The 12,873-nt window shown below is 64.1% G+C and carries 9 protein-coding genes; 1 reads left to right on the forward strand and 8 read right to left on the reverse strand.

What is annotated here, in order from left to right; genetic code table 11:
* Nucleotide 1: 1 nt before the first annotated feature.
* From ACVWZ4_RS03200 to ACVWZ4_RS03230, 7 genes are all read right to left on the reverse strand, one after another.
* Complete coding sequence (locus tag ACVWZ4_RS03200; protein ID WP_456739834.1) at nt 2-1,285, reverse strand: acetyl-CoA C-acetyltransferase; 1,284 nt, start codon at nt 1,283-1,285, stop codon at nt 2-4.
* Entirely contained in the window at nt 1,285-3,552 is a 2,268-nt protein-coding gene (locus ACVWZ4_RS03205) for an acyl-CoA dehydrogenase (RefSeq protein ID WP_456739835.1), read from the reverse strand. Before ACVWZ4_RS03205 ends, ACVWZ4_RS03200 begins: the two co-directional genes overlap by 1 nt.
* Nucleotides 3,553-3,719: 167 nt before the next feature.
* Nucleotides 3,720-4,343: a flavin reductase family protein gene (locus tag ACVWZ4_RS03210; RefSeq protein WP_456737828.1), complete on the reverse strand. Its 624-nt coding sequence runs from the start codon at nt 4,341-4,343 to the stop codon at nt 3,720-3,722.
* A gap of 173 nt (nt 4,344-4,516) precedes the next feature.
* Complete coding sequence (locus ACVWZ4_RS03215; RefSeq protein WP_456702006.1) at nt 4,517-5,116, reverse strand: TetR/AcrR family transcriptional regulator; 600 nt, start codon at nt 5,114-5,116, stop codon at nt 4,517-4,519.
* A 33-nt stretch (nt 5,117-5,149) separates the two neighbouring features.
* The gene (locus tag ACVWZ4_RS03220; protein WP_456702005.1) at nt 5,150-8,287 is read right to left on the reverse strand and encodes an efflux RND transporter permease subunit; all 3,138 of its coding nucleotides are present in this window, start codon (nt 8,285-8,287) and stop codon (nt 5,150-5,152) included.
* Nucleotides 8,288-8,465: 178 nt separating this feature from the next.
* Nucleotides 8,466-9,572, reverse strand: coding sequence for an efflux RND transporter periplasmic adaptor subunit (locus ACVWZ4_RS03225; RefSeq protein ID WP_456737826.1), 1,107 nt, complete (start codon nt 9,570-9,572; stop codon nt 8,466-8,468).
* A gap of 125 nt (nt 9,573-9,697) precedes the next feature.
* Nucleotides 9,698-11,035, reverse strand: coding sequence for an MFS transporter (locus tag ACVWZ4_RS03230; RefSeq protein WP_456702003.1), 1,338 nt, complete (start codon nt 11,033-11,035; stop codon nt 9,698-9,700).
* 66 nt (nt 11,036-11,101) lie between these two features.
* Here ACVWZ4_RS03230 and ACVWZ4_RS03235 point away from each other — a divergent pair, with 66 nt between their 5' ends.
* Complete coding sequence (locus ACVWZ4_RS03235; protein WP_456705192.1) at nt 11,102-11,536, forward strand: ribosomal maturation YjgA family protein; 435 nt, start codon at nt 11,102-11,104, stop codon at nt 11,534-11,536.
* Between the two features lie 119 nt (nt 11,537-11,655).
* On the opposite strand, the gene ACVWZ4_RS03240 is transcribed toward ACVWZ4_RS03235, so the two are convergent.
* Nucleotides 11,656-12,816 carry a winged helix-turn-helix domain-containing protein gene (locus ACVWZ4_RS03240; protein WP_456763573.1) on the reverse strand — a complete coding sequence of 387 codons (1,161 nt, stop codon included), beginning with the start codon at nt 12,814-12,816 and terminating at the stop codon, nt 11,656-11,658.
* Between the last annotated feature and the right edge of the window lie 57 nt (nt 12,817-12,873).

Here is a 12,873-nt window from a genome sequence, read left to right on the forward strand (position 1 = left end):
GTCACACCGCCTCGATCAGCATGGCACCACCGAGCCCGCCACCAATGCATTCGGTCGCAATGCCGCGCCGCGTGCCGAGCCGTTTCATGGCGTTGACGAGATGCAGCACGATGCGGTTGCCGGAGGTGCCGACGGGGTGGCCGAGCGAGATAGCGCCACCATCGACATTGAGTTTGTCGCGGTCGATCCGGCCGGCCGCGCCGTCGAGCCCGAGAATCTCGCGGCAGAATTTGTCATCGTTCCAGGCAGCGAGGCAGCCGAGCACCTGCGTCGCAAACGCCTCGTTCAACTCCCAGGTCTCGACGTCCTGGAGCGTGAGATTGTTGCGGGTCAGGAGCGGCGTCGCCGACATCACGGGACCGAGCCCCATGATAGAAGGATCGAGCGCGGCCCAATTGCTGTCGACGATGGCAGCCTTCGGCGTCAGCTTGTGTTTGGCCACCGCCGCGTCGGAAGCCAGGATCAGCCAGGAGGCGCCGTCGGTGATCTGCGAGGAATTGCCGGCAGTGACCTGGCCCCAGGGACGCTCGAACACCGGCCGGAGCTTTGCCAGCGTCTCGGCCGTGGAGTCCGGGCGCACGCCGTCGTCATGGTCGAAGAATTTGCCGTCGCGGGAGAACGCGGTCTCGACCTCGCCTTTCAGAAAACCCGCATCTTGCGCATGCGCGAGACGGCGATGGCTCTCGGCCGCATAGGCATCCGATTGTGCACGGGTAATGCCGAAGAGATAGCCGACCACTTCTGCGGTTTGGCCCATATTCAATTCCGTGACGGGATCGGTCAGTCCGCGCTCCAGCCCGATGATGGGCTTGAGATAACGAGGGCGAAGCCTGAAGGCTGCGGCGAGCTTCGCCGCCACGCCCTTGGCGGTGGCGAGCCCTGCGAACCAGCGCACGCCGGAATTCGGCCAGACCAGCGGCGCGTGGCTCAACGCTTCGGTGCCGCCGGCCAGGATCATGTCGGCATGGCCTTCGCGGATATAGCGGTAGGCGGTATCGATCGACTGCATGCCGGAGCCGCAGTTGATCTGCACGGTGAAGGCGACCATGTCCTCGCCCATGCCGAGCCGGAGCGCGGCGACCCGGGCCGGGTTCATCTCGTCGGCGATCACGTTGACGCAGCCAAGGATGACCTGGTCGAAATCGTCAGGCGAAAATGGCTGGCGCGCCAGCAGCGGCCGTCCGCATTGCACGGCGAGATCGACAGGCGTGAACGGCCCTGGCCCCGAGCGCGCTTTGAGAAACGGCGTCCGGCTGCCGTCGACGATGAATACCGGTCGTGCCATCAGCTCGCCGCCCTCTGTTCACCGAGTTCCTGGAAGAACTGATGCACGTCGCCGGTTTTCTTGTAAATCGGCGACAGCGCCTCCGGCGCAAAATCGTCGACCTCGATCACTTTTGCCACGGCTTCGTGAGCGGAAGCGAGCTGCTCGCCCTCGGCCTGCGTGATCACGCCCTTGGCGACGGCTTCCTTCCAGTCGCGGATTTCAGCGACGCGCATGCGCCTGGCGACCGCGTCCGTGGCCGTCACCAGCTTGAACGCGCGCTCCAGCCGCGCAAAGCCGCCATCGTCATCGACATGAGCAAGATTCGGCGTGAGACGCTCGCGCGCGGCCGAAGGCTCCAGCACGATGCCGGCGCATTGGTGCACGACGCGGTCGGACGGGCCGAGCACGCGGGCGCCGAAGGGCTGGACCACGAGCTTGAGGATGACGGCAATGAAACGGTTCGGCAGGTTGGCAAGGATTTCGGCGAGCCTGACCTCGATGGTCCTGAAGCCCGTCGCCATGCACCATTCGAGCGCGGCAAAGTCTTCCTTCTGCCGGCCTTCGTCCTGCCAGCGTTTTAGCGCGGCGGAGAGCAAGTACAGCTCGGAAAGGATGTCGCCGAAGCGCGCCGACAGCATCTCCTTGCGCTTGAGCGCGCCGCCGAGCATCAGCAGCGCCATGTCGGCGCAAAGCGCGAATGCCGCCGAATAGCGCGAGAGCTGGCGATAGAACGGCGTGGCGTCGCCTGCATCGGGCGTAAGTGCGAAGGCGCCAAGGGTCCAGCTCGCACCGAACGCGCGGAACAGCGTCCGGAAACTGTGGCCGACATGCTTCCAGAATGCCTTGTCGAACGCGGTGAGCCCACGCTCGCGGTCGGTATCGGCCAACGCATTCATCTCGTCGAGCAGATAGGGATGGGCGCGGATCGCGCCCTGGCCGAACACGATGAGATTGCGGGTGAGGATGTTGGCGCCCTCCACCGTGATGCCGACAGGCACGGCGCGGTGCAGATTGCCGAGATAGTTTTGCGGGCCGTCGATCACGGCCTTGCCGCCGTGGATGTCCATCGCGTCGTCGATCGCGATCCGCATCCGCTCGGTCGCATGCAGCTTCATGATGCCTGATATCACGGCGGGATGGACGCCGGCGTTCAGCGCCGCACAGGTGAGCCGGCGCGCCGCGTCGAGCTGGTAGGCAGTCGCCACGATGCGCGCGAGCGGCTCCTCGACGCCTTCGAACTTGGAGATGGAGATGCCGAACTGCTCGCGGATGCGGGCATAGGCGCCGGTGGTGCGGGCGGCATAGGCGGCGCCAGCGGCCGAGAGCGATGGCAGCGAGATGCCGCGGCCGGCGGCGAGCGCGGTCATCAGCATCTTCCAGCCTTGTCCCAAGCGATCCTGGCCGCCGATGACATAGTCGAGCGGGATGAAGACGTCGCGGCCCCAGTTCGGGCCGTTCTGGAACACCTGCATCGACGGCAGATGGCGGTGGCCGATCTCGACGCCGGGAAGATCGGTCGGGATCAGCGCCACCGTGATGCCGAGCTCTTCCTGCCGGCCCACGAGATGGTCGGGATCATAGGCCTTGAAGGCGAGGCCGAGCAGCGTGGCGACGGGACCAAGCGTGATGTAGCGCTTGTGCCAGTTGAGCTTGAGGCCCGTGACCTCGCGGCCCTCGAAGGTGCCCTTGCAGATGATGCCGGTGTCAACCATCGAGGCCGCATCGGAGCCGGCCTCCGGGCTGGTGAGACCGAAGCAGGGAATGTCGCGGCCATCGGCCAGGCGCGGCAGCCAGCGCTCCTGCTGTTCCCTGGTGCCGAAGCGCATCAGCAGTTCGCCGGGACCGAGCGAGTTCGGCACCATCACCGTGACGGCGGCCGCGATCGAACGCGTCGAGATTTTCCGCACCACTTCCGAATGCGCATAGGGCGAGAAGCCGAGGCCGCCAAATTCCTTCGGGATGATCATGCCGAAGAATTTTTCGCGCTTGATGAAGTGCCAGACATCGGGCGGCAGATCGCGCCATTCCCAAAAGATCTTCCATTCATCGAGCATGGCGCAGAGCTCGTCGACGGGACCGTCGAGGAAGGCCTGCTCCTCCTCGGTCAATGTCGCCTGCGGGATCTTCAGCAGCTTCGACCAATCAGGGTTGCCGGCGAAAAGATCGGCATCCCACCAGACGTCACCGGCCTCCAGCGCCTCGCGCTCGGTATCGGACATCGCCGGCAGCACGCCGCGCGCCCATGAGAAGATCGGCTTGGTCAGGGTGTCGCGGCGGAAGCTCATGGCGGACCTCATGCAACGGCGCTGATGTGGGCATTTTAGCGGAAAGTGGCCGGCGTGCGTGAACACTTCGCCTGAAAAATCATGCGAATTGACGCGGCCGGGCGGCCGCCCCGGCGCACATAACGGCCAGGGCGCGGTGGCAGTTCCGGGTTACGGGCTCGCCCGGTCTAATCCGGCCGGACCATCTCGAACATGTTTTCCGGCTTGATCTCGAAATAATCGCCACGGCGGCCGGCGCGCACGATCGGGCGGGCAGCGGCCGTCTGGTAGACGCCGTCCTTGATCATGGCCTTGTCGATGTGGACGGCGACGACCTCGCCGAGGGTCAGCCAGGCGTCGGCCTCCCTGCCGTCGGCGCCCTTGAGGCGGACGATGTCGGATACCTTGCACTCGAAGGCGACCGGGCTTTCGCCGACGCGTGGCACATTGACGAGCTTGCCGGGGACGGCGGTGAGGCCCGCGATCTCGAACTCGTCGACTTCGGAGGCGACATGCGCGGCGGTCGCGTTCATCTGCCTGGCCAAATCCATGGTGGCGAGATTCCAGACGAACTCGCCGGTCTGCTTGATGTTCTCGACCGAGTCCTTCCAGTTTGTGGAGGAAAAGCCGATGATCGGCGGCACATAGCAGAACGCGTTGAAGAAGCTGTAGGGCGCAAGGTTGACGTGGCCCTTGGCATCGCGCGACGAGATCCAGCCGATCGGTCGCGGCGCGATGATGGCATTGAAGGGATCGTGCCTGAGGCCGTGGCCTTTGGCGGGCTCATAGAAGTGCAGGTCTTTGTCGGTCACGCGCTGCTTCCCTTTCGTCATTTGCGCGCGAAGCAATCCAGAATCCCTCGTCGGAGACAAGTCAGGTTTGCTTCGCTTCGCTCGCCATGACGGAGTGCGTTGACGGGTCCTCGCTCGCCATCCGCCGTCGAGGGCGCCGCGAACCGGATTATAGGAGTAATCCCGCCGCCCGGTCAGTGGCGCGGCGACAGAGCCGCGATGACGAAATCTATCATCTGGTCGATCGAGGGGCCGGGCTTGGTGGCGCACTGCGCGATCATCTGGGGGTGGAAGAAACGCATCATGGCGGTGCAGGCACAGAGCGAGGCCAGTTGCAGGTCCGGTACCTCGAACTCGCCGGAGGCGGCGCCCTGCGCGATCATCTGGCCGATCACACCGGCAATGCACTCCATGTGGGTGACGCAGACCTCCCAGTCTTCCTGCATCGCGATCTCGACCATCTCGTGCAGCTTGTTGTCATCGACATAGCGCTCGGTATTCATGCGGTTGATGGTGGTGAGCAGTTCGCGGAAGCGCGGGATCACCGCACCGGGCCTTGCCAGGATGCGCCGGGCCTCGAGCTCGACCTCGCCCATCAGGCCCCGAGCCACCGATTGGTGGATCGCTTTCTTCGATTCGAAGAAGCGATAGACGTTGGCGGGACTCATCCGGAGCTCTTTGGCGATGTCCCCGACCGTGGTCTTCTGATAGCCGATCTGGCGGAACAGCCGCTCGGCCACCTCGAGAATACGATCCCGGGTGTCGCCTTCGATATGTTCCGAAACCAGTGTCATGCGTCAGGACTCGTCCATTGCTAGTTTTCTCATTTATTCAGCCGCTTCAGCAAGCGGAATTGCGTGCTCGTCATCGCTCCCATGCTGCGGCGCGGCAGGCTGTTCCGTCGTACCGCCCTCGTCGAGGCTCTTCCTGAACCAGAGGGCATAGAGGCCCGGCAGATACAGCAGCGTCAGGAAGGTCGCGACGAACAGGCCGCCCATGATGGTGATCGCCATGGGGCCCCAGAAGGCCGAACGCGACAGCGGGATCATGGCGAGGATGGCGGCGAGCGCCGTCAGCACCACCGGACGGGCGCGGCGGACGGTCGCCTCGACGATCGCCTCACGCCGGGTCAGACCATGCGAGACGTCGGTCTCGATCTGGTCGACCAGGATGACCGTGTTGCGCATGATCATGCCGGCGAGCGCGATCAGGCCCAGCAGCGCCACGAAGCCGAACGGGGCGTTGGCGACGTTGAGGCCGAGGGACGCGCCGACGATGCCGAGCGGCGCGGTCAGGAACACCAGGAACAGGCGCGAGAAGCTTTGCAGCTGGATCATCAGCAGCGTCAGCATCACCATGACCATGACAGGGAAGAGGATGAAGATCGAAGCGTTGCCCTTGGCAGATTCCTCGAACGCACCGCCCGCCTCGATCCGGTAAGCCGGCTCGAGATGATCCTGAATCTGCTTCAGCTTCGGCGCAATCTGGCCAGTGACGTCGGGCGCCTGCACGCCGTCGACGACGTCGGAGCGCACGGTGATCGCCATGTCGCGGTTGCGCCGCCACAGGATCGGCTCCTCGTGGGAATATTCGATCTTGGCGATCTGCTGCAGCGGGACCGCGACGCCATTCTTCGAGGTGATGGTAAGATCGCCGACACCGCCCAGATCGAGACGTTCGGACGGAATCGCGCGGGCGACCACGCCGACCTTCTCGATGCCGTCGCGCACGGTCGTGACCTGTGCGCCCGAGATCAGCATCGACAGCGCCTGCGACACGTCCTGCGGGGTGAGACCCATGGCGCGGGCGCGATCCTGATCGACGACCAGCTTGAGGTAAGGCGACTGCTCGTTCCAGTCGAGCTGGACGTCCTTGACGTTCTTGTTCTGCCGCATGACGTCGCGAACCTGGTAGGCGATCTCGCGCACCTTGTTGGCATCGGGGCCGATCACGCGGAACTGCACGGGGAAGCCGACGGGCGGGCCGAAATTGAAGCGGTCGACGCGGACGCGCGCCTCCGTCAGCATGCCGTCGGCAACTGCGCCCTCGATCTTGGCCTTGACCCGCTCGCGCGCCTCGACGCCCTTGGCGACGATGACGATCTCGGCAAAGGCCTCGTTCGGAAGCTGCGGGTTGAGGCCGAGCCAGAAGCGCGGCGAACCCTGGCCGACATAGGCGGTATAGGTCTCGATATCCTTGTCGTCCTTGAGCAACGTCTCGGCCTTCTTCACGGCCTTCTCGGTGACGTTGAAGGCGGTGCCTTCGGGCAGGCGCAGCTGCAGGAACAGTTCGGGCCGCTCCGACAGCGGGAAGAACTGCTGCTGCACATGGCCGAAGCCGACGATCGAAGCCACGAAGACACCCACGGTCGCGACCACCACCGTGATACGATGATTGACGCACCATTGCACGACGGCGCGCAAGCCGCGGTACATGCGGGTCTCATAGACCGCATGCGGGTCATGATTGCGGTGAACCTTGATCTCCGGCAACAACTTGACGCCGATGTAAGGCGTGAAGATCACCGCCACGAACCACGAGGCGACCAGCGCGATCGCCACGATCCAGAAGATGCTGCCGGCATATTCTCCGACCGCGGAATTGGCAAAGCCGATGGGGAGGAAGCCAGCGGCCGTAACCAGCGTTCCCGTGAGCATCGGAAACGCAGTCGATTCCCAGGCAAAGGACGCCGCGCGCATGCGGTCCCAGCCCTGCTCCATCTTCACCACCATCATCTCGACCGCGATGATGGCATCGTCCACCAGCAGGCCGAGCGCGATGATCAGCGCGCCGAGCGTGATGCGGTGCAGGTCGAGCGACATCACGTTCATGACGATGAAGACGATGCCGAGCACGAGCGGCACCGACATGGCGACCACGATGCCGGTGCGCCAGCCCAGCGCCAGGAAAGACACGAACAGCACGATGACGAGCGCTTCCATGAAGGAGTGCACGAACTCGCCGACGGCGTGCTCGACCACCTTCGGCTGATCGGCGATCAGGCTGACGTCGACGCCCTGCGGCACCGCCTTCATGAACTCGGCCGTTGCCTTCTCGACCTCCTTGCCGAGCTCGAGGATGTTGGCGCCCTTGGCCGTGACGACGCCGATGCCGATGGCGGGCTTGCCTTCCTGGCGAACGATGAAGCTCGGCGGATCGACATAGCCGTGGGTGACGGTGGCGATGTCGCCGAGGCGGAACACGCGGCCGTTGCTCTCGACCGGGGTCTCGGCCACGGCCTTTGCGCCGTCCAGTGCGCCGGTGACGCGCAGCGGCACACGCTGCGACGAGGTTTCGACCGTGCCGGCCGGCGTGACGTTGTTCTGCTTGGCGAGCGAATCGAACAGCGCCTGTGGCGTGATGCCCAGCGTCGCGAGCTTGGCGTGGCTGAACTCGACGTAGATGCGCTCATCCTGGTTGCCGTAGACGTCGACCTTGGTCACGCCAGGAACCTTGAGCAGGCGCTGGCGGAAGCCTTCGGAGACCTTCTTGAGCTGGGCGTAATCAGCGCCGTCGCCGGTCATCATGTAGAGGATGGAGTCCACGTCCGAGAATTCGTCATTGACGACGGGTCCCAGGATTCCGGCGGGCAGCTGCCCCTGCACATCGACCAGCTTCTTGCGCAGCAGATAGAAAAGGTAAGGCACGTCCTTCGGCGGCGTGGAATCGCGGAAGGTCACCTGCAGCGCGGTGAAGCCAGGCTTGGAATAGGTCTGCACCTTCTCGAAGTAAGGCAGCTCCTGGATCTTCTTCTCGATCGGATCGGCGACCTGGGTCTGGATTTCCTGCGCGGTCGCGCCCGGCCACATCACCGAGACGTTGACCACCTTCACCGTGAAGAACGGATCCTCGGCGCGGCCGAGCTTCTGATAGGAGAAGAAGCCGGCGACGCCGAGCACCAGCATCAGGAACAGAACCAGCGTCGGATGGCTGACGGCCCAGGCCGAAAGGTTGAAGCGCTTCATCGCTCTCTCCGAAAAGTCGATCCAATTGCCAAAAACGACAGCCGCCCTGTTCAAGGCGTCGTCGCGAGGCAGCGAAGCAATCCAGGGGGCTGGGCAGGTTCTGGATCGCTTCGCCGCTTCAGCCCGTGCATTTGCGCGTCGGGCCGAAACTCGCCTTGCAACAACGGACGCGTAAACTCTAGAAAGACAGTGACGACACGACCCGCACCTTCTGGCCGGGATCGAGCTTCTGGACGCCGAGGGCGACGATCTTGGCGCCCTCGTCGACGCCACCGGTGATGACGACGTCGTTGCTGTCGTAAGCCTTCACCGCAACCGGCTTCAGCGTGACCGCACCATTGTCATCGACGACGTAAAAGGACGGCTTGCCGCCTTCGTTGAACAGTGCCGACAGCGGCAGCCGCGCGACACGTTCGGTGGCGGCGTCCGACAACGTCAACGTCGCGGTCATGCCGAGCGAAACCTTGTCGTCGGCTTCAGGCAGCGAAAACTTTGCGAGATAGGTGCGCGTCGCCGGATCGGCGGTGGGCGCGATCTCGCGCAGCTTGGCCGTATATTTCTTGTCCGGCTCCGACCAAAGAGTGACGCTGGCGACGCCCGACTTGGCGCGTGCAACCAGCGTCTCAGGGATCGCGACGACCGCTTCCTTTTCAGCAAAGCGGGCGACACGGATCGAAGCTTGGCCTGCGGCGACCACCTGGCCGGGCTCGATCAGCGTTGCGGTGACGACGCCACGGGCGTCGGCATTGAGCGTCGCGTAGGAAAGAGAATTCCTGGTCAGTTCGACCGAACGGATGGCGCGGTCGAGGCGCGCACGGGCCTCGTCGGCGGCAGCGCGGCTCGAATCCATCGCGGCATCCGTGGTCCAGCCCTTGGCCTTCAATTCCTTGGCGCGCTGCTCGGCGGCGGCGGCCTGGGCCAGCACGCCGGTGGCGGCGGTCTGCTCGGCGACGGCCTGCTCGGCCTGGAGCTTCAGATCGACCTCATCGAGGGTCGCGAGGGCCTGACCGACTTCGACGGTCTGTCCGACCTCGACCAGTCGCTTGTCGACTTTGCCCGCGACGCGGAAACCAAGATCGCTCTCGATCCGGGGCCTGATCGTGCCGACGAAGCTGCGCTCCGGGGTCTCGGCATCAAAATGGGCAGTTGCGACCAGAACCGGCCGCGGAGGCTCGGCCTTTTCGGCGACGGTGTCATTGCACCCGGCCAGCGCAGCGGCCATCAAGGCCAGCGAGACACCAGCCAAGAGCCTGGAATAGCTGGACAAAACGGACCGAACGAACATCGGAGGACACTCCTGCGTCTGCAATGAGAGGAATGTCGACTAATCACTGATGAAAGTCAATAATCATCAGTCATCAGGAAACCGTGATCGTTGAGGGGACCTCTGCCCGTGGCCGGCGATGTTTGCTACTGGCGTTCGGCGAACTCGTGCTTGCTCTCGTGGCCGCCGATGAAGACCAGGATGCCGGCGATCAGGGGCAGCACCGCGAGCACGAGCAAGCCGGTCGAGGTCTGCCCCGTCGCTTCCTTGACCCAGCCGATGAGATAGGGGCCGCCGAAGCCTGCGAGGTTGCCGACCGAGTTGATCAGCGCGATGGCGCCGGCAGCAGCGGTGCCCGAGAGCCAGGCCGTCGGCAGCGTCCAGAACACACCGAAGCAGCAGAATACGCCGATCGCGGCGAAGGTCAGCACCACCATCGTCATCGTGGGATCGGTGAGGTAGCTGGAGACGGCGAGCGCGACGGCGGTCAGCAGCAGCGGCGCGCCGACATGCATCACGCGCTCGCGCGTCGCGTCCGAATGCCGCGCCCACAGGATCATCGCGATGGTGCCGAACAGATACGGGATCGCCGTGACGAAGCCGGTCTGGGCGTTGGTGAGACCGAACGCCTTGACGATCTGCGGCAGCCAGAACTGCATGCCATAGAGCGCGCCCACGAAGCCGAAATAGACCAGGCTCAGCATGATCACCTTCGGCGAGGACAGCGCTTCGCCGAGGGACAGATGCTTGACCGCCTGCTTGGCGGCAATCTCGGAATCGAGTCGAGCCTTGAGCCACGCCTTCTGCTCGGCCGAGAGCCAGTCAGCCTTCTCCGGCCTGTCGGTGAGGTAGAACCAGGTGACGATGCCGAGCAGCACGGAAGGGATGCCTTCGAGGATGAACAGCCACTGCCAACCCTTCAGACCCATCGCGCCGTCGAGGCCGAGCAGCAGGCCCGAGATCGGCGCACCGATCACGGTCGAAACCGGCACGGCGATCGCGAAGGCCGCAAGGAACCGGGCGCGATATTCGGCCGGATACCAATAGGTGAGATAGAGGATGATGCCGGGGAAAAAGCCGGCCTCGGCCACCCCGAGCAGGAAGCGCAGAACGTAGAAGCTGGTGACGCCGCCCGTGAGCGCCATCAGGGCCGAGATGATGCCCCAGGTCACCATGATGCGGGCGATCCAGCGGCTAGCCCCGAACTTTTCCAGCGCGAGGTTGCTCGGCACCTCGAAGATGAAATAGCCGATGAAGAAGATGCCGGCGCCCCAGGAGAAGATCAGCGGCGTGAACTTCAGCTCCGCGTTCATGGTCAGCGCGGCGAAGCCGAGATTGACGCGGTCGAGATAGGAGAAGAAGTAGGCCAGCACCAGGAACGGGATCAGGCGCCAGGAGATGGCACGGATCGTCGAGGTCTCGATGTCCGACCTGTTGGTATTCTTGGCTCCCGTGGAACCGGTATAGGCTGTGGTCTGGCTCATGGCGTCCCCCCCTATTGTTGCTTTTGTGAGCTAAAGGCGGTTTTGAGCATCGCGGGTAAAGAGTCAATGGAAGCAATGCAGCCAGTCAACACCCTTGCGCTGCGGCAGACGTCGCTGATCCGCGTCGCCCTGGCGCTGGTCGTGATTGCCTGCGGGCTGTCTCTCCGCCGGTACGGCTTTCCGCTCGGCCTTCCCGCCTTCGTGGTGAAGTATGGCGGCTCGCTGCTGTGGGCGACGATGGTGTTCTTGCTCGTCGGGCTGTTGCTGCCGCGGCTGCCCCGGAGCCAGCTCGCGGTGATCGCGATGGCGGTCGCGGCGGTGGTCGAGTTTTCCCGGCTGGTGCATACGCCATGGCTCGATGCGTTCCGCCTCACCACCGCCGGCGCCTTGCTGTTGGGCCGCATCTTCTCGCTTTGGAATCTGGCGGCTTATGCGGTTGGAATCGGGTTCGGTATCTGGCTGGATCGGCTCATGGAGATACGCAGGGTAACTGAAGGCTAGTCTCGTCGAGGCCGGTGATCGACAAGGCATTTGAGCAAGCAAAGGATGCCCTCGGCTATCTTGCAAAAGGCAGGGCCAAGGGAAAAGTCGTTGTCCAGATGAGGTGAGTCGCCCCACGCTCACTCCGCCAATTGAAACCGCTCGAACCGATCGAGTTCGTCCTCGATCTCCTGCTTCAGTTCCTTGCGCCCGGCGGTTTTCTTCCCCTGCCCGAGCCAGGTCCATTTCTGCATCAACAGCTTCCTGGCCTGCCGGTCGGTCTTGAGGTCGAGCGCCGCGACGATCTCGTCGCCGACCAGCACGGGCAGCGCGAAATAGCCGAGCTTGCGCTTGGCCTTCGGCACATAGGCCTCGAACAGATGATTGTAACCGAAAATGAGATTGGTGCGCTTGCGCTGGATGATCAGCGGATCGAACGGCGAGAGGATGTGGACGAGATCCGGCGACAATTCATGCGGCTCCAGCGCCGCCGGCATGGCCCAATGCTCCTGCTTTCCCGCGCCTTCGACCGCGACAGGCAGGAGCTCGCCGCGGCGGACGCGCGAGGCGATCAGGCCCGCGACGACCTTCTTGCTGGGCGCATCGAGATAGCAGATCGAATCGAGGCTGACCACGCCTTGCGAGCGCAACGCGCGGTCAAGCAGATAGGCCGTTATCTCTTTCGCCGAAGCGGGTTTCGGCAGCTTGTCCCAGCCAAAATGGCGCGTCATCAGATCATAGGTCTTGAGCATGCCCTGGCGCGCGCTGATGGTCGCGACACCGGTATAGAAGGCAAGCTGAAGTGCCCGCTTCGAAGGCTTGCGGCTCTGCCACAGATGCTCCTTCTCGGTGAGCACGTCGTCCTCGATGTCGCGGATCGTTAGTGGGCCGGCGCGGAGCAGCCGCATCACCTTGCGCGAGTCGGCCGGCTTGACCGAGGCGTACCATTTGTGACCCTCGCGCTTGTGCTCGCGCATCGCCGGCAGGAAGAAGCGAAAATCATCTGACGGAACGTAGGACAGCGCATGGGTCCAATACTCGAACACGCTTTTGTCGACGCTCTGGGCATGACGCAGATCGGCGCGGCGGTAGGACGGGATGCGGCTGAACAGGATGTGGTGGTGACACCGCTCGATCACGTTGATGGTGTCGATCTGCACATAGCCAAGATGGGCGACCGCATCGGCAACCGCCTGCGCGCCCTCCCCGAACGGCTCGCGCGTATCGAGCCGCTGGGCGCGCAGCCAGATCTGCCGGGCCTGTCTCGTCGAGAGCGGGAGGGGTTTTGGTGGGCGGGACATTGCGGGAGGCAATGTAGCGGGATTCGCGAGGGGAGAAAGAAGCGGCAGATGAATCGC

This window comes from Bradyrhizobium sp. USDA 4472 (assembly GCF_054058595.1).